Raw genomic sequence first — 18,067 nt, 5'->3', positions numbered from 1 at the left:
CAGGGCCGCTCGACCCAATCAAACACAGGTTCAGAACATGCGTATCGATGCCATATCGATCGGGGACAATCCCCCGAACGACGTTAACGTCATAGTTGAAGTCCCGCTTGGCGGCCAGCCGATCAAGTACGAGATGGACAAGGATGCCGGCATGCTGGTCGTGGATCGCTTCCTCTACACGCCCATGGCCTACCCCGGAAATTACGGCTTCGTGCCGCACACGCTGTCGGACGATGGCGATCCGATTGACGTATTGATTTGCAATACCCGGGCACTGATGCCGGGTTGCCTTATTAATGTGCGCCCTATCGGTGTACTGATCATGGAAGACAATGCCGGTCAGGACGAGAAAATCCTCGCGGTGCCGTCGCCACATCTGACCCAGCGCTGGGAAGCTGTCACGAATTACTCGGATTTGCCGCCGATCACGCTGCAACAGGTGGAGCACTTCTTCGAACATTACAAAGATCTGGAGCCCGGCAAATGGGTGAAGATCGGTGACTGGTTTGGCGCTGACAAGGCCCGCGAGCTGATCGTCGAAGCGATCGAGCGGGCTAACCGCAAAGGTTGAGCCCGGACCGGCCTGCGGCAAACACGGCTTTGCTGCAGGCAGCATGTCGCCCATCGAACAGGAACCTGGCCGCGTTAAAGCGCGGTAGCCGGGCATTTGCGGTCGCCACAGCAGCCGCTTTCACTGATAATGCCGCCACAACACCGAGTGGGCCGCAGGCCTGCCACAACAAGAGTGGGGACTATGGCCGACCAGACCGTCTTGCAAAAAATTGCTTCCGGTAGCCTCGTGCTGCAAATTGCCGTCGGCATCGTTTGCGGTGTCTTGCTGTCCCTGATTTCGCAGGATGCGGCGGCGAGTGTCATGCTGCTCGGCAATCTCTTTGTGCAGGCGTTGAAAGCGGTCGCACCGGTACTGGTACTGGTGCTGGTTGCTGCCGCGTTGGCGAATCAGGGCGCGGGTCATCAGCCGAACATGCGGCCCATCGTCATCTTGTACCTGATAGGCACATTGAGCGCGGCGTTTGTAGCGGTGCTCCTCAGCACTTTGTTCCCGACCGTGCTGACCTTGAATGTCACCGATATCGCGATGCAACCGCCGCAGGGAATAGGCCAGGTATTGAACAATCTGTTGTTCAAGATGGTCGACAACCCGGTCAGCGCCATCATGGATGGCAATTTCATCGGCATTCTGGTTTGGGGTGTTGCTCTGGGCGTAAGCCTGCGCCATTCGTCACCGACCACCAAGACGGCGTTTGCCGATGTTGCATTGGCCATAACGATGATTGTCCGTATCGTCATACGTCTAGCGCCGATCGGCATTTTTGGCCTGGTCGCGGGTAATCTGGCGGAAGCCGGCCTGGCGGCGCTGGCAGGGTACGCGCGCATACTCAGCGTGTTGCTGGGCGCGATGCTGATTATGGCGCTGGTCGTAAATCCACTCATCGTCTGGTTCAGAATTCGCGGCAATCCGTACCCACTGGTGCTGACTTGCCTGCGAGAAAGTGGCGTAACAGCCTTCTTCACTCGCAGCTCTGCCGCCAACATTCCCGTGAATCTCGCGTTGAGTGAACGCCTCGGTCTTGAGAAGGACACGTACGCCGTCTCAATCCCGCTCGGTGCGACGATCAACATGGGCGGCGCCGCAATAACCATCACGGTACTGACCTTGGCGGCGGCAAACACGCTGGGTATCAGCGTCGATTTCGCGACGGCCATGCTGTTGAGTGTCGTTGCTGCATTGTCGGCCTGCGGTGCGTCGGGTGTCGCCGGTGGCTCGTTGTTGCTCATTCCTCTGAGCTGCGGTCTGTTTGGTATACCGAACGAAGTAGCCATGCAGGTTGTCGCTGTCGGCTTTGTCATCAGCGTTCTGCAAGACTCCGCGGAAACGGCGCTGAACAGTTCGACCGACGTCGTTTTCACCGCGGCAGTGAGCGGTTACCAGCGCCACTGAGGGCGTTCCAGCCTTTTTTGATGCCGTTTTGCAAGCCTCTGCGGCGCGCAAAGTGTGCGTGCTGCCACAGAAATTCATCTTGTCCCTCAAGTATTTGAGCTCCCTGCCGGTAGCTGTGACGAACCTCACGACTTATACATAACGCCCCTGCCTATACTCGCGACATTCTGTCAAATCAACTGGAATGATCCGTGTTGCAAAGGCTCAAGAATGTGTCGGTCGCTCGTGGCCGTGCCGCAATTACCTGGCACGGCGGTCGGGCTGCATTGGTCAGGGCAACCCACCGCGACCAGAGCGCGCCGCGGCTGGAAACGTCGCTGACTGAGGTTGCGAAGGACGCCCATGGTCAGGTCGATTTGTCCGGCCTGCAACTTGCGGGACAGCCGGTGCAACGTTCAGCCATCAGTTCTGTATTGCCGGATGGCAGCTATCAACTCTTGCTGGAAGAGCTGCCGAACGCCCCGCGCGAAGAAATGCGCAGTGCCGTTGGCTGGCGGATCAAAGACCGCATCGAGATGTCGCTGGACGACGCTGTGATTGAACTGCTGGAAATGCCGGCGAAGGCACGTGGCGGTACGAATCAGTCAGCCTACGCAATCATCGCGAAACGCGAACAGGTCAGTGCGCAAATCGCGCGGTTGAAAGCTGCGGGGCTGAAGTTGGATGTGCTGGATCTCCCTGAACTGTGCATGCGCAACCTGGCGGCACGCTTGCGGCAAGACCAGGAGGGCGTCGCCTTCCTGCATTTTACCGACAACGGCGGTTTGCTGACGATTACCCGCCAGCGCGTGCTGTACCTGATACGGCATATCGAAATCGGTCAACTGCAGCTGGACGAGTCAGCGGATACGCAACTCAGCACCGCCCTGATTCCGTCCATTTGCCTCGAACTGCAGCGTTCGCTCGATTACTACGAAGCAAACTACGACTTGCCAGCGGTGAAAACGTTAGTCCTCGGACCGGGAGCCGGTTTGGCGACGCTCAAAGCGGCAATCACCGAACAACTTGGAATCAAAGTCCTCGATCTCGATTTGAACGCTATGTTCGATCTGGCACAGCCACTTAGCGCAGACGATCAGAAAGCCTGCCTGTTTGCAGTCGGCGCAGCTTTGCGGCCTGACTCGGCTACAGCCTGGGAATAAGCCATGCAACAGGAAGTAAATTTTTATCAACCCCGCTTTCGTGAACGCACGGTGCGTTTTCCTGCGATATTGCTGCTGCAGGTGGCGGCGAGCGTGATAGTCGCGCTGTTCTTGTTGTCGACTTATGCGAGCTACCGAATTGCCGGTGTCGACAAGGAACTGACGGTCATCGCGGCGCAGGAGTCGGCCGCCATAGAACGGCTCGGTAATCTGCGCGCGACGATTGAAGCCGTGGCAGGTGAAACTAGCTGGGCGGATCGTCTCGATCAAGCCAGTGGTGAACTGTCCGAAAAAGAAGCGAGCCTGCGGCTCATCAGCGGCACTGAACTCGGCGATGCAAACGGATTTGCTCGCCACCTTCGATCGCTTGCCCGCCAGACCATGCCGGGTCTCTGGCTAACCAACATCGCGTTGTCGGCAAAAGGCGAACGGGTATGGCTGCAGGGTGAAGCGTTACGCGCCGACCTGGTGCCCAGTTATCTGCAGTACCTGGCCGATGAAGAACCGTTCGCGGCGCAACGTTTTCACCGCCTGGAAATTGACCGTGCTGGCGATGAGACAGCGCAGACGGTCAGTTTCGTCGTAACCAGCGATGCGACGCTCAAAGCCAACGAGGTGCTTTTCCAATGAGTAGCCGCTACCCACTCAAAGAAAAGTGCAACGAATTGCTGGCGCGCGTCGATGCGTTGACGATTCGGGAGCGTGTGCTGGTGTTAATCACAGTGCTGGCCTTGTGCGGTACTGCCTGGCATTTGTTGTTGATGCAACCATTGCTGCAGCAGGCCGCCAAAGCCCGTCAGGATATTGCCGAAACGCAGGCTCGAATCGAGCTGGCGAACGCAAGTCTGCAGGACCAGGTGTTGCAACTGTCGCAGATAGATTCAACGAATCAGTCGCGCTTCGCGCTCATAAAACAACGCATCGATGCGCTGGACAGGGAACTGTCCGAGTACTCGGGCAAACTTATTGACCCCGGTGAAATGGCATTCGTGCTGGAGAGTGTACTGAAGGGTCAGTCGAATCTGCGTTTGAAACGTATTCGCAATCTCGGTGCGGAAGCGTTGACGGCTGACGATCAGAACTCGGCAGTTATTCTTTACCGCCACGGGCTTGAGATCGAAGTCGAAGGCAGCTACCTGGATTGTCTTGCTTACCTGGAAAAAATTGAAGCATTGCCGTGGCGCTTCTACTGGCAATTTCTTGAACTCGATGTCGTCGAGTACCCACGTAACCGTATACGGATAGAAGTGAGTACTTTGAGTCTCGACGAGGAGTGGATCGGTGCATAGACCCTTACAAACGCTGGTTTCGTTTTGTTTGCTTGTCGGCGCAATGGCGCATGCCGAGTTAGGCGACCCGACCCGGCCGAGTTACGCCTTGCCGGCCAGCGAGGGCGTTGTGGCGTCTGCCGAATTGCGGGTAAGTGCGGTTTTTATTTCCGGCGACCGGCGTATCGCTGTGATCAATGGCCAGCGTCTCCGGGTAGGTGAATCGGTCGGCGGCGCCACAATTAGCGAAATTGCGAGTAACAAAGTCAGTTTTGTCCGAGGCGACCGAACCTTTAGCGTCCCCTTGCTTAGCGCGCAGAGCAGACAGTGAGCGACTACTGGAGCAACACCTGATGATCAAGAATCTAGCAACGGCTGTCGCCGTAACCCTGTTGACGGCGTCCTGCGCCACCGGGGTTCCACGCGGCGAATCCACCGAGCGCAGCATACAGGCAGCGATGGACGAGGCCAGAGCCCCGGCACCGGCGCGACCTGCCGCCACTAAACCAGACCCCGTAGCTGCCGGACCGAGTCTGCCGCAGTTCGATGAAGAGCGATTCGACGTGAACTCGAGCAATACGCCGGCGGGTGAGTTCTTCATGGCACTGGTTGATGGCACACGGCACAACATCGTGGTGCACCCCGATGTGACCGGCAGCGTTTCCCTTACGTTGAAAAACGTGAATGTCAATGAAGTGCTCGATGTCGTGAGCGACGTGTACGGCTACGCCTATCGGCGCAGTGGAGCGGGCTTTATCGTTCTGCCGGCCAGCGTGCAGAGCCGAATATTTCAGATTGACTACCTGAACCTGCAACGCAGCGGCTCATCGCGGACCCGCGTCAGCTCCGGACAGGTGACCGAGTCGTCACGCACGGGCCGGAATCGTGGCGGCATAGGTGGCTTGCAAGACCCGTTGTCAGGAGCATCAGGTTACCCGGGCAGCGAAAATTCACAACAGCAGGTAAGTGGTTCACGTATTGAAACCAATTACGAAGCGGATTTCTGGGCGGAGTTGCAGGACACCGTTGAATCCATCGTCGGTAGTCAGAACGGTCACAGTGTGGTCGTGAATGCGCAAGCCGGCGTTGTGGTTGTCAGCGCGATGCCGGACAAGTTACGGGATGTCGAAACGTACCTGCAAACCATTCAATCCATAGCTCAACGCCAGGTCATACTTGAAGCCAAGATCGTCGAAGTGCAGCTGAACGAAGGCTATCAGGCCGGTATTAACTGGGTTGCGGTGGCGCAGAACAGCCAGGGCGATAACTACACGTTCGGCCAACTGGCACCGCCGGGCGATTTCTCGGGGAGCCTCGATGAACTGGGTGGTGATTCGGTGGTTGTTTCGCCGGGATCTGCTATCGATGGTTTCATCCAGGAAACGTTGGGTGGTGCGTTCACCATGGCATTCGATGTTGGCGACTTTAATGCCTTCATCGAGCTGCTTGAATCACAGGGTGATACCCGTGTGCTGTCGAGCCCGCGGGTTTCAACACTGAACAATCAGAAAGCGGTTATCAAAGCAGGTTCCGACGAGTTCTTCGTAACCAGCGTCAGCAGCAACACTGTTACCGGCACGTCATCTACGACCTCGCGGGACGTCGAGCTGACGCCGTTCTTCAGTGGCATCGCGCTGGATGTGACGCCACAGATCAGTGCCAGCGGCGAAGTCATACTGCACATCCATCCGACTGTCAGCGAAGTCATCGATCAGCAGAAAGCGCTGACCGTATCGGGCGAGACCGACACCTTGCCGCTGGCATTCAGCGAAATACGCGAATCCGACAGTATCGTCAAAGCACGCAGCGGCCAGATCATTGTGATTGGCGGACTGATGCGTAATTCCAGCCGCAAGCAGTCGTTCGCAACACCGGTACTCGGGCGCATACCCGGCGTCGGCGCCTTATTCCGAAGTCAGCGCGACGTTGAAAGCAAGACCGAGCTCGTCATTCTGCTCAAGCCGATTGTTGTCGACAATGACTCTGTGTGGGCCACAGCGGCACGCGATTCGATGTCGCGCATGCAACTGTCCGGCGGTCTTTGATCTCGTCGCGGCGGGCAAGCGGAGATGACCATGATTGATACGATGGGTACTTCAACAGGTTCGCTGCGGCGCAAGAAAATGCGCCTCGGCGAAATGTTGCTGGAAGCCGGGGTCATCAGCAATGACGAACTGCAGGCGGCGCTCGCCTTGCAGAAACGCAGCGGCTACAAGCTCGGCCGCGCTCTCATGGAGAGTGGCACGATCAGTGAAACCGAGCTGCACAGTTTCCTGTCGCGGCGGCTCAATATTGAGTTCATCGACATCATGTCGTTGAAGCTCGACCACGACACAGTGCAGTTATTGCCGGAAGTGCATGCACGCCGGCACCGGTCATTGGTTTTGCAGGCCGATACTGACGGACTGCTGGTCGGTATGGCGGACCCGACAGATCTGCTGGGCTACGACGAACTGCAGCGCATACTCAAAAAGAAAATCCGTTTGTGCCTGGTCAAGGAATCGGACCTGTTACGAACGATAGACATCGTCTATCGGCATACCGATGAGATCGACAAGCTGGCGGTCGCCGTCACGGAAGACCTGAGTGACGACGGCATCGACATTGACGAACTGACGGCGGATGAAGAGGCGGACGATGCGCCCGTCATCAAGTTGTTGCAGTCGATGTTCAAAGATGCGGTGCAAGTGAAGGCCTCGGATATACATATCGAACCTGGCGAGCAGGTGCTGCGGATTCGTCAGCGTGTCGATGGTGTACTGCAGGAACATCAGATCGAAGGGCGTGGCGTTGCCTCAGCCGTGGTGACTCGACTGAAATTAATGAGTGGCCTCGATATCTCGGAAAAACGACTGCCGCAAGATGGCCGTTTTTCGATGCGCATCAACACTCAGAACATCGACGTACGTGTCTCCACTCTGCCGGTACAGCACGGCGAGTCAGTGGTGCTGCGGTTGCTGGACCAATCGGCGAACCTGCTGACGTTGAGCAAGCTGGGTATGCCGCAGAACATCCTGCAGCGATTCACCCGCCTGATCGAACGACCGGGTGGCATGGTGCTTGTTACCGGCCCGACAGGCAGCGGTAAGACGACCACACTGTACTCGGCGCTCAATCACATCAACCGACCGGAAACCAAGATCATTACGATCGAGGATCCGGTGGAATACCGCCTTGCCCGAATAAATCAGGTGCAGGTCAATCCGCGGATCGGTCTCGACTTCGGCCGCATATTGCGTACCGCATTGCGCCAGGACCCGGACATCATGCTGGTCGGCGAAATGCGTGATAAAGAAGCCGTGGACATCGGCTTGCGTGCAGCAATGACGGGGCATCTCGTTTTCTCGACGCTGCACACGGTCAGTGCGGCGGCGACCGTGAACCGCTTGCTGGACATGGGTGCGCCCGGCTATTTGATCGCAGCCGCGTTGCAGGGAATCGTTGCGCAGCGGCTGGTGCGCCGGGTTTGTGACAGTTGCAAGGAGCCGCTCGCGCCGACGGCAAGTCAGCAAGCATGGCTGGCGGAACAGCTGGGCGAAGAGGTGGCGGCCAACTCCGGGTTCTTCCGCGGCCGCGGCTGCAATTACTGCTATCTCACCGGGTATCGGGGCCGGATCGGTGTCTACGAACTTCTGGAGATCGACTCGGGCTTGACCGATAGCATTCGGCGCGAGGATATCGATGGCTTTCTTAAAGGCTGTGCCGAGAAGAAAAGCTATGTGCCGCTGAGCAACTGTGCGATCGAGTACGCGATGAGCGGAGTCACCTCGCTGGATGAAGCGATTCGGATCAGCGGCGGCGTTGATATCGATGTCAGCGTCGTGCGCTCACCGGCACGTGAGGAGGCGGCGCTCTAGATGGTCGACTTCGTTTACAAAGGTCGTTCATCCCGCGGTGAACTGGTTTCTGGCAGGTTGTCCGGCAGTTCGGCCGAAGCGGTCGCTGCGCGCCTGATCAATACCGGTGTAACGCCCGTGGAGATTCGCAACGCGGATCAGAAGACCGGCATGACCGTGGGCGAGTTGTGGCGGCGACTGGGTGGTGGCCGGCCGACGACCAAAGACCTGGTCTTGTTCTGTCGGCAGATGCACACGATAACCCGCACAGGCTTGCCGTTGCTGAAAGGCATACATGGCTTGATGGATACCACGCATAACGAAGTGCTCAAAAGTGCTTTGGTTGAAATCATTGGCAGCCTGGAATCGGGTCGTTCACTGTCCCAGTCATTGGCCCGGCACCCAAAGATATTCTCGCCCTTGTTCATCAGTATCGTTGAGATCGGTGAGTCGACCGGCACGATGGACACGGCGTTCTTACGCCTTTACGAATACCTGAGTACGGACGAAGACATACGCAAGCGTGTTCGCTCCGCTATTCGCTACCCATTGATCGTTGTTGCCGCAATCGCCGTGGCCATGGGGATCATCACCTTGTTCGTCATACCCGCGTTCGAGCCCATATTCCGACAACTGGGTGACAACATTCCGCTACCGACCCGCATCATTACCGGGGTTTCCAGCTTCGTCGCCAATCAGTGGTCGTTGCTGTTGACGATCATCGCTGTGCTGACTGCCGTCGTGGCGCGCTGGGTCAATACACCTGCGGGCCGCATGACCTGGGATCGTTACAAGCTGGGCTTGCCGATCGTGGGTGTGATCATGCGCAATGCCGCGCTGGCCCGTGTTACACGATCATTGGCGGTTGCCCTCGAGGCCGGTCTGCCGATCAATCAGACGCTGCGTTCCATTGCGGGTTCGGTTGGTAATGTGTTCTTGGCCGGCAAACTGGACGAGTTGCTGGCGGGCGTGGAGCGTGGTGAGTCGTTGTCGGTGACGGCGCGCAATACCGCGTTGTTCACACCTTTGATACTGCAAATGATCGCTCTGGGCGAAGAGACCGGTGCTCTGCCCGAACTGCTCAATGAGTCCGCTGACTTCTACAAACGCGAAGTGGACTACGACCTCGAAAACCTCAGCGCAGCACTGGAGCCAATCCTGATCATCACGGTCGGCGCGATGGTTCTGGTACTGGCGCTAGGCGTGTTCCTGCCCATGTGGGACATGGTGGCCAGGACGAGGGCCGGCTGATGAGCAGCTATCGCAACCGGACACGCGATGCGGGCTTCACTCTGCTGGAGCTGGTGGTGGTGATTGTCATCATCAGCACACTGCTCGTTACGGCGATCACCCGACTGCTGCCTTACCTGGATGAAGCAGAACGGGTTTCCGTACTGACCATCGAGAGTCAGTTGAAGAACACGCTGGTTATGGAAGCGGCGCAACGAATCGTGCGCGGTGAGTCGGCCAGCATCAGCGAACTCGAACAAATCAACCCGATGGCGCTGATGTTGCAGGCCCCGGACAACTACATAGGGGAGCAGCGCAGCAGTCGTGACAGCGTCCCGCAAAAGCGCTGGTATTTCGACCCGGACCGGAAACGCCTGGTTTACCGGATTGGCGAACCCTACACATTGACGGACCGTGACCGGCATTGGCAGGACCCGGAGTTCGAAGTGCGGGTAATTTTCAATGACCGCGATGCCGACGGCATCTTCAATGCGGCACGCGATGAGTTATACGGCGTTCGATTGATGCGTATGGAGGGCAGCGAGTGGCTGGCCTCCGGCGCGCGCTTGTAACGCTTATGAAGCAGTACCGAAGTACCGCAGTACCGCTGGTCGAAGGATCGGCAAACTCTTTCAAACCAAGGAAAAGGAATTAGAAATGAATAGTCTAAAAACACGCGGTTTTACGCTGATCGAATTGGTCGTCGTTATCGCCTTGCTTGGCATCCTGGCGGCATTCGCGATCCCGCGATTTGCTTCACTGGAACGCGAAGCACGTGCGGCGACCGTACAGGGCTTGTCAGGCAGCCTGCGCAGTGCAGCGGCCATGTCGCACGGCCTGTTTCTGGCGACCGGTGCAACTCCGGTATTGATGGAAGGCAACAGCATCGACATGGCGAATGGCTATCCCGATGCCGCAACGATCGAAGATACCCTGGCTGATATCAGTGGGTTTACCACCAGTGTGGCCGGTACGACGACCACGTTTACCAAAACGGGCGCTGCCACTCCGGCTACCTGTCAGGTGACCTATCAGGAAGCGGCGGCAAACGCTGCGCCGACGATAACGCCGTCAACCGCCGGCTGCTGATGTCTGCCGGGCGATTCGGGCCCGGGACACCGCAGAGTGATCCCGGCGTCCGGGTCGGTACGGCCCGGCTTAAGTCAGTACGAGTACAGGAGGCACTCATGAATGTCATGAACAGGAAAACGAAAGATCGATTGGCGGGCTTCACACTGATCGAGCTGGTGGTGGTCATCGCCTTGCTGGGCATACTCGCGGCTTTTGCGATCCCGCGCTTCGCATCGCTGGAGCGGGAGGCACGGATTGCCACGACGCAGGGGCTGGCGGGCAGTGTACGCGGTGCCGCGGCGCTCGCGCACAGCTTGTGGATTGCCCAGGGCGTAACTCCGGTCGCGATGGAAGGGGTTGCCATTAACCTGACCAATGGCTACCCGGATGCCAGCGATGTCGCTTTGACGCTCGCGGATACCTCGGGCTACAACGTGACGGTCAATGGTGGTGGCGACCAGGCCACGTTCAGTCGTGTCGGCGCGCCCAACCCGGCGACTTGCGTTGTCGTCTATGAGGACGCCGTAGTGAATTTCTCGCCGAATATCACGACCGACCTTAGCGGGTGCTAGGGCATGTTGCGGACGCCGTTGTCTCATTCCGTCAGCAACGGACAGCGTCTGCTGTGTCTGCGTGGAGCACAGCGAGGCTTGACGATTGTCGAGCTGATACTGGTCATTGTAATAATCGGCGTGCTCGGTGCGCTTGCCGGTCCGCGGTTTTTCAATAACCAGACTTTTGCTGAACGCGCTTATGCGGAAGAGCTGGCATCGGCCTTGCGCTACGCACAGAAGATCGCGGTAGGCAGTGGCTGCCGGGTGCAGGTTTCGCTCGGTGCCAGTACTTATGCGCTTGCGCAACAAACGGCGCAGGCCGGGCATTGCAACCCCGGCGATGCGACGTTCCCCGTCAGCGTGAGCTTACCCACTGGACAAGCAGCGTCTGGCGTTGCTCCATCCGGCGTAACCGCCAGCCCTGCGACGACCTTTGTTTTTGATGCGACGGGCGGCACCAACCTGGCTGGCGATACGGTCATCAGTGTCGGCACGCACAGCCTGGATCTGCGGGCCGGAAGTGGCCTCGTGCGGGGGCCGCAATGAAATTCAAAGACCGTCAATGCGGCGTGACGCTGGTCGAGTTGCTGGTATCCATCGTCATCGTAGGTATCGCCGCTGGCACAGTACTGGGCTTGCTCGCTACGACGACCGGTGCGAGTGCCGATCCGATGGTGCGGCATCAGGCGTCGGCTATTGCCGAGGCCTACCTCGAAGAGATCATGTTGCGTGCTTATTCGGATCCTGACGGCGTGGATGGCGAGGGTGCCCGATCAGCCTTTGACGACATGGACGACTACGACGGATTGCTTGACGCAGGGGCCAGAGATCAATTCGACAATCCGATAGCTGCACTCGCGGATTACACCATTAGCGTCTCGGTGACCCCAACGTCAGCATTGCCGGCGGTGCCGTCAGCCGACGCACTGCGGGTCGATGTTGTGGTAAGTCGCGGTCCCGAAATAAACCTGATTCTCAGCGGTTATCGAACCCGCTACTGATGCCATGAAGCGCAAGCAACAGGCCTTCACGCTCGTCGAACTCGTTGTTACGATTGCGATCAGCGGCATTGTTGTGTCGTTCATGGCAATGTTCATCGCCGGCCCGGTCGCGGGCTTCGCCGATCAAACGCGGCGCGCCGAACTTGTCGATATGTCCGAGAGCGCACTGCGTCGCATCGCTCGCGATATACGCCGCGCGTTGCCTAACAGTGTGCGCGTGACCAGCAACGGCGCTGTCGTCGCGCTTGAAATGCTGAACTCGGTCGACGGCGTTCGCTATCGCGAACAGCCGCCCGGTGACGCGGACCGCCAGCTGGATTTTGCCAGTGCTGACGACGCCTTCAACAGCATCGGTCAGTTCACACAAATAGCGCTACCGTTCTCATCCAGTTCGCATTACCTCTCCATTTACAACGTGGGCGTGCCCGGCGCTGATGCCTACGAAATGTCGAATGTCATTACCCCGCCAGGCACACAAATTGATATCGATGCTGATGCGCTGGCCGGCGAGGACAACATACGGCTCAGCCCGGCCTTTCGCTTTGCCTACGGTTCGCCCGGCCAGCGCCTGTTCTTGCTGGACGGGCCGATAAGCTATCTGTGCAATACCGCGACCGGCACCTTGCATCGTTACACAGGCTACGCGCTCGCCAGCAACCAGGGTGACCGTGACAGTGATGCAGAACTGCTGGCGGCTGGCGCGGACCGTGTGCTGGTGACTGACCGGGTGGCTGCCTGCAACATTGCTTATGCGCCGGGCACGGCACAGCGGGCCGGGCTCGTCACCCTCGCCATGTCCGTCGCCGATAGCAACGAACGTGTCGCTCTCCTTCACCAGGTGCATGTTGACAATGTCCCCTGATCAATCCTTCCAACCGAGGTCCGCACAGCGCGGGTTCTCGCTAGTGCCGGCCTTGTTCCTGTTGATTGTGCTGGCCGCACTGGGTGCGGTCGCCGTGCGTATGACCGCGGTGTCGCAGCAGACCACGGTACTGGCGATACAGGGTGCGCGTGCCTACTCGGCTGCGCGTGCCGGCGTTGAAGCGTCAATTTACGCAGCACTCGTCAATGGCAACTGTGGCAATCAGAGTCTGACACTCACGGAAGGCGGGCTGGCGGGTTTCGTTGTCGATACGGCGTGCAGCAGTACCACGCACAACGAAGGCGCAGCAACCAACACGGTTTACACCATCGATGCATTTGCGCGAGCTGGTGCGTACGGGACGCCGGACTATGTTTCCCGACGTATCCGAACCACTGTAACGGATGCCACGTGATGCGCGGCTTTCATTGCATATGTCGACTTGCGGCACAAGGCTTGCTGGTTCTGGTGCTAATCACTGCGAACGAGGCGTTCGCGCAGTCAGCACCCGTGTGTACTACGACTACTGTAGGCACTGAGGAGTTTTTTGGCATATCCGGCAGCACTGACAACAACGTCATCGGCGTTGGCGATAACGGCAACATCTACCGCTACAACGGTTCAAGCTGGTCGGCGATGAACAGCGGGACGGGCAATGATCTCAATGACGTCGAGGTGGTGAACGCCGCGACGGCATTTGCAGTGGGTGACGGTGGAGTGGCGTTGCAGCTGGTCGGTGGCGCATGGGTGGATCGCAGCGGCTTCACGTCACGCGATCTGTTCGGTGTTTGGGCGGCGTCCGCCACAGAGGCTTACGCGGTTGGCGACCGGGGCGAGATCTGGTTGTACAACGGCGTGAGCTGGTCCGACCTGAGCGGCGCAGCTGGGACCGACAATCGTGATCTCGAAGACATCTGGGGCGATGCCAACTTCATTTACGCGATGAGCGATCGCGGTGAACTGTACATCTACAACCGGACGACGGGCACGTGGGCCGGGCGCGAAGACTCATGCCGCAGTGGCAATAATTTCACGGATGTCTGGGGTGACGACTCGGGCAATGTGTATTTGGTCCGACGTCAGGATATCTATCGTTACTCTGGCGGCAGTTGCCAGGTCATTGCCTCCAGCAGCCAGTTCATGAGCGGCCTGTACGGCAATGGCAGTCAGATCAATGCCGGTGGTGCCAACGGTCAGGTCTTGTACTTCGACGGCAGTAGCTGGAATCAGTCTACCGAAGCGAGCAGCGACATTTATGACGTATGGGTATCGCCGGACGGTACCGCGTACTACGGCGGAGACAACGCAGAGATCACCCGTTGCGCGGTCGCGCAGCCGAACATCGTTGCCGACTGGCCAATGGACGATTGCACCCTGGGTTTCAACGGCAGCACAGTGCTGGACGTTGGTCCGAATGGCCTTAACGGCACGACGCAGGGCGGCGTCGATGTCGAAGCCAACGGGCAGCTGTGCAGTGCCGCGGGACTGAACGGCAGCTCGGCTTACGTACGGGTGGCCGATACCGCCGCACTGGATTTTGCCGATGCGATGAGCCTGGCCGTATGGGTGCGCCACAACGGTGGCTTGAGTGACTGGCAGGCGATCCTGGCCAAAGGCGACAACAGTTATCGTTTGCACCTGAACGGCGGCTGCGAAATTGCGGACAATTTGCCCGGCAATACGCGCTATGGCTTTACGCTGGGGCTGAACGGCGGTTGCGGGGGCGCTGATCTGAACAGCAATGTCGTACCGACACCCGGTGTCTGGTATCACGTGGCGGCGACCTACGACCGATCCGTCATGCGCATTTACATCAATGGCAATCTCGTTAATTCGGCCAATTACACAGCAGCGATCAATAACAGTAGCTACGATCTGTTCATCGGTGAGAATTCGCAGAATCGTGGACGCTACTGGAATGGCGATATAGACGAACTTACGTTTTGGGACGGCGCCATTTCAGCAACGGAAGTGGCTGCTCACATGAACCGGACACGGCCTTGTGTTTCCTGTGCCTCAGCAGAGTTCGTCATTAATCATGACAATAACGGCCTGCATTGCGTTGCGGAAACGATTGAAGTCAGTGTGGTGGACAGTATCGCCGGCTTGCCGCGTCTGGACTACATGGCGGAAGTGACACTCGATACCCAAACAGGCAACGGCAGCTGGACACTGGTAAGCGGGGCCGGCGTACTGACCGACGCGACACCCGATGACGGTATTGCGACCTATCAATGGGCACTTAACGATCCGAACGTCGTCTTCGCACTGAGTTACCCGCAAGGGGCGTCGGTGTTCGATATCGATGTCTACCAGTCGTCCGACTCCGGTATTCGGGATACGGATGCTGAAGGACTCATGACGTTCTCGGCCAGTGGGTTCAGTGTCACCGCCGGGCCGTTGTCCAATCCGCCGCCGGCGACGATCGCCGCGTTCACGGCGGCACAGACCGCCGCGGTGGATTTTCCAGTGTACCTGACCGCGTACGGACAAACCCCGACTGATCCCGTCTGCGGGGTTATCGAGTCGTACGATGGCACCCGCAATCTGCAGGTTTGGTATGACTACGTAAATCCGGTCGCGGGCAGTATCGCGCCGTCGGTTGACGGTATTGCGGCGGCGACCTCGGAAGCGTCGGCCGGAACCCAGTCTGTTGTCTTCAACAACGGCCAGGCCGTCGTGAGCGCGCGATACAAGGATGCGGGCCGGATCAGACTGAACTTCAACGACGACAACGTTGCCGACCCAAATCTGCCGAACGGTATCCGCGGGGCTACCGGGGCTTTCGTCGTCCGTCCGTATACCTTTGTGCTGAGTGGCGTGCAGGATCCGGGTGGCAATCCGAATCCGGCCGCCGCGGATGCCGGCGGTGCACCGTTCGTTGCGGCAGGCACGCCGTTTACGGTCTCCGTATCGGCGCAGGACGCCGATGGCGATGTGACACCTAACTACGGACAGGAAACTGCCGCGGAAACGGTCACACTGACAACGACGTTGCTGAGTCCGCTGGGCGGCAATAATCCGGCGATCAATTTTGCCACTGGTTTCGGCGCATTCGTTGGCGGGACGGCGACGGGCACGGATTTCAGTTGGCCGGAAGTCGGCATCATTTCGTTAACGCCGGAGGTCGGTGACGGCGATTACCTGGGCGCTGGCAATGTTGTCGGTACACCCTCCGCCAACGTTGGCCGTTTCATTCCCGACCACTTCAACGCAGCGACCAACGTGCCCGAGTTTGCGACGGCCTGTACGAGTGGCGCGTTCAGCTACATCGGTCAGAACTTCGTCTATGTGACACCGCCTGTGATTACGGTGACTGCGGTTGCGGCGGACGACACGCCGACTGTGAATTACACGGGCGCTTACTTTCGCCTGCAAAACAGCAGTCTTGATGGCCGCAGCTACGTGGCTGCAGCGGGCAATCTTGATACCGGGAATCTGCCCGACCCCGCGGTTGATCCGCTCATTGCCGCTATTGGCGGCGGTCAGGCAACACTGACGTTCGGGGTCGGCACAGGTCTGGCGTTTGTCAAAGGTGTCCCGGAAGCGCCATTCGATGCCGATATCTCGTTGTCGATTGATGTTTTCGATACGGACGGTGTGGCGGCGCAAACCAATGCGGTCACGTTCCCCGACATGGCATTCAATGCCGGCAATGAAATGCGTTATGGCCGGGTTCGGTTACTGAGCGCGGTCGGCTCCGAGCTGGTCAATCTGCAAGTACCCATGCTTGCAGAATACTTTGCGGATGCGGCTACCGGCTTTATTGCGAATACTGATGACAGCTGCACATCCGACCTGACCCTCAGTCTCGGCGGGTTCAGCGGCAATCTGGGGGCCAATGAGACCTGCGCTATTGAAAACGGCAGCCCCGGCGACAGCGGCATCGCCTGTGCGGCAGCGGGGCCGGCGGGTTTGCGTTACCGCGAACCGCCGTTAGGCGGTGATTTCAATCTGAACCTGCTGGCACCCGGCAGCGGCAATGACGGCAGTACCACAGTGACGGCTGATGTTCCGGCATGGCTGCGCTTTGACTGGAACGCGGCGATCCCGGGACTTGAGAACCCCGCCGGCACCGCGACCTTCGGCATTTACCGCGGCGAGGACCGCCGCATCTACACCCGGGAAATCTACTAAGCGCTGCGCCATCCGATCATTGTCAGCAAGCGCCACAAAACCCCTGGACCCGACGCAGCAGTGCCAGCGTACTCAGAACGTGAACGCATCCATGCGGAACTTGAATTGCATGAATATGACGCCGCCGATGTTCGGATCCACGACGTTGGCGTGTGCCATGTCATGCACCGCTTTTTTCGGCAGGTAGGTCAGGTTGATGCCGGCGTAACGATTGCCGATGGAAACCGCCGGCAAGATGCCAGGGAACGGCCGGTAATCGTTGATATCTTTGCGCGCCATCAGGAAGCCAACAACGCCTGCGTCGAAGTACATGCCGCCAAACCGGTCGGTGGACAGCAGGCGGCGTTTGATGCCGGCTCCCGCCATGTACGACATGTTGTTGAGGCTGTCGACGAACGAATTCGCGTTGAGCGTCTTGATCCAGCGCGAAGTCGGCTGGAACTCATACTCCAGACCGAGGCCCAGATTTTCCTCGTTCCAGTCGTAGTCAGCGTTGACGTGGTGAGACTTGCCATTGATGACAATGTCGAATTTTCCTGCGACGGCTGGCTGGCACAGAACACTGAGCAACAAGGCGACGAGGGCGGCGGTTACGGTGGTCTTTGAAGTAGTCATGGGGTCTATAAAGCAAGGGCTGTGCCAGCTTGGTTAATCATTTAAAAACAATGAGTTAAGTATTTGCGGTGGGGGTGGCGTAAAGCCTGCCGACAGTCCCCTGGCGACGGAATGTGACCGGCTTCACAGTCTGTCGCTGTCGCCAACTGCCGACGGTCGCTGGTCATCCTTTAAGCAGCGTGTAAAGGCGCAGTTCAGCCGCATTGGTGGCGCTTTGTAAAAATATCCGACAGACCCTGGTTTACCGCCCCGCGAGCGCCGGCAACCGGACTGTCCGTTAGGTATCGGCCCGCGGCTTGCTTCATTGCTGGCGCTGGCTGCGCGCTGCGTAGTGACGCGGGAAAGCGGCGCAGACGCGCGTATAGCTGGCAGTTATGTCGCGATAAGA

At 58.5% G+C, this 18,067-nt stretch carries 18 protein-coding genes; 17 read left to right on the top strand and 1 reads right to left on the bottom strand.

Features of this window, described 5'->3' with window-relative positions; genetic code table 11:
* The first annotated feature begins 37 nt into the window (after positions 1 to 37).
* The 17 genes from ppa to BA177_RS13570 all read left to right on the top strand — a co-directional run bounded on the left by ppa (position 38) and on the right by BA177_RS13570 (position 17,064).
* Complete coding sequence (gene ppa, locus BA177_RS13650; RefSeq protein WP_068619383.1) at positions 38 to 571, top strand: inorganic diphosphatase; 534 nt, start codon at positions 38 to 40, stop codon at positions 569 to 571.
* Positions 572 to 754: 183 nt separating this feature from the next.
* Positions 755 to 1,963, top strand: coding sequence for a serine/threonine transporter SstT (sstT, locus tag BA177_RS13645; protein WP_068617102.1), 1,209 nt, complete (start codon positions 755 to 757; stop codon positions 1,961 to 1,963).
* Positions 1,964 to 2,154: 191 nt separating this feature from the next.
* Positions 2,155 to 3,105: a type IV pilus biogenesis protein PilM gene (gene pilM / locus BA177_RS13640; RefSeq protein ID WP_156762833.1), complete on the top strand. Its 951-nt coding sequence runs from the start codon at positions 2,155 to 2,157 to the stop codon at positions 3,103 to 3,105.
* A 3-nt stretch (positions 3,106 to 3,108) separates the two neighbouring features.
* Positions 3,109 to 3,735 (top strand): PilN domain-containing protein, encoded by a 627-nt coding sequence (locus tag BA177_RS13635; RefSeq protein WP_068617098.1) that lies wholly within the window; start codon positions 3,109 to 3,111, stop codon positions 3,733 to 3,735.
* Entirely contained in the window at positions 3,732 to 4,394 is a 663-nt protein-coding gene (locus BA177_RS13630) for a hypothetical protein (RefSeq protein WP_068617096.1), read from the top strand. The genes BA177_RS13635 and BA177_RS13630 overlap by 4 nt, the downstream gene beginning before the upstream one ends.
* Positions 4,387 to 4,704: a Type II secretory pathway component gene (locus BA177_RS13625; protein WP_156762832.1), complete on the top strand. Its 318-nt coding sequence runs from the start codon at positions 4,387 to 4,389 to the stop codon at positions 4,702 to 4,704. The genes BA177_RS13630 and BA177_RS13625 overlap by 8 nt, the downstream gene beginning before the upstream one ends.
* A gap of 22 nt (positions 4,705 to 4,726) precedes the next feature.
* Positions 4,727 to 6,418 (top strand): pilus (MSHA type) biogenesis protein MshL, encoded by a 1,692-nt coding sequence (gene mshL / locus BA177_RS13620; protein WP_068617091.1) that lies wholly within the window; start codon positions 4,727 to 4,729, stop codon positions 6,416 to 6,418.
* A gap of 30 nt (positions 6,419 to 6,448) precedes the next feature.
* Positions 6,449 to 8,230 (top strand): GspE/PulE family protein, encoded by a 1,782-nt coding sequence (locus tag BA177_RS13615; protein ID WP_231892450.1) that lies wholly within the window; start codon positions 6,449 to 6,451, stop codon positions 8,228 to 8,230.
* A complete protein-coding gene (locus tag BA177_RS13610) occupies positions 8,231 to 9,460 on the top strand; it encodes a type II secretion system F family protein (protein WP_068617089.1) in 1,230 nt (409 codons plus the stop codon).
* Complete coding sequence (locus BA177_RS13605; RefSeq protein ID WP_068617087.1) at positions 9,460 to 10,011, top strand: type II secretion system protein; 552 nt, start codon at positions 9,460 to 9,462, stop codon at positions 10,009 to 10,011. The genes BA177_RS13610 and BA177_RS13605 overlap by 1 nt, the downstream gene beginning before the upstream one ends.
* An 85-nt stretch (positions 10,012 to 10,096) precedes the next feature.
* Complete coding sequence (locus BA177_RS19050) at positions 10,097 to 10,528, top strand: type II secretion system protein (RefSeq protein WP_068617085.1); 432 nt, start codon at positions 10,097 to 10,099, stop codon at positions 10,526 to 10,528.
* Between the two features lie 98 nt (positions 10,529 to 10,626).
* Positions 10,627 to 11,082: a type II secretion system protein gene (locus BA177_RS18945; RefSeq protein ID WP_231892449.1), complete on the top strand. Its 456-nt coding sequence runs from the start codon at positions 10,627 to 10,629 to the stop codon at positions 11,080 to 11,082.
* A gap of 3 nt (positions 11,083 to 11,085) precedes the next feature.
* Positions 11,086 to 11,610, top strand: coding sequence for a type II secretion system protein (locus BA177_RS13590; RefSeq protein WP_082990115.1), 525 nt, complete (start codon positions 11,086 to 11,088; stop codon positions 11,608 to 11,610).
* Positions 11,607 to 12,065: a type IV pilus modification PilV family protein gene (locus BA177_RS13585; protein ID WP_068617083.1), complete on the top strand. Its 459-nt coding sequence runs from the start codon at positions 11,607 to 11,609 to the stop codon at positions 12,063 to 12,065. The genes BA177_RS13590 and BA177_RS13585 overlap by 4 nt, the downstream gene beginning before the upstream one ends.
* A gap of 4 nt (positions 12,066 to 12,069) precedes the next feature.
* On the top strand, positions 12,070 to 12,927 hold the full coding sequence (locus BA177_RS13580) for a type II secretion system protein (RefSeq protein ID WP_068617081.1): 858 nt from the start codon (positions 12,070 to 12,072) through the stop codon (positions 12,925 to 12,927).
* A 43-nt stretch (positions 12,928 to 12,970) separates the two neighbouring features.
* Entirely contained in the window at positions 12,971 to 13,342 is a 372-nt protein-coding gene (locus BA177_RS13575) for a hypothetical protein (RefSeq protein WP_082990114.1), read from the top strand.
* Between the two features lie 95 nt (positions 13,343 to 13,437).
* The gene (locus BA177_RS13570) at positions 13,438 to 17,064 is read left to right on the top strand and encodes a LamG domain-containing protein (RefSeq protein ID WP_197493049.1); all 3,627 of its coding nucleotides are present in this window, start codon (positions 13,438 to 13,440) and stop codon (positions 17,062 to 17,064) included.
* A 72-nt stretch (positions 17,065 to 17,136) separates the two neighbouring features.
* Here the strand turns inward: BA177_RS13570 and BA177_RS13565 are convergent, their stop codons facing one another.
* Entirely contained in the window at positions 17,137 to 17,679 is a 543-nt protein-coding gene (locus BA177_RS13565; RefSeq protein ID WP_068617076.1) for a hypothetical protein, read from the bottom strand.
* Positions 17,680 to 18,067: the final 388 nt, after the last annotated feature.

This window comes from Woeseia oceani (assembly GCF_001677435.1).
Classification (GTDB): domain Bacteria; phylum Pseudomonadota; class Gammaproteobacteria; order Steroidobacterales; family Woeseiaceae; genus Woeseia; species Woeseia oceani.
Note: the sequence above shows the minus strand (reverse complement) of the source record. Positions and strands in the feature narration are given on the sequence as shown.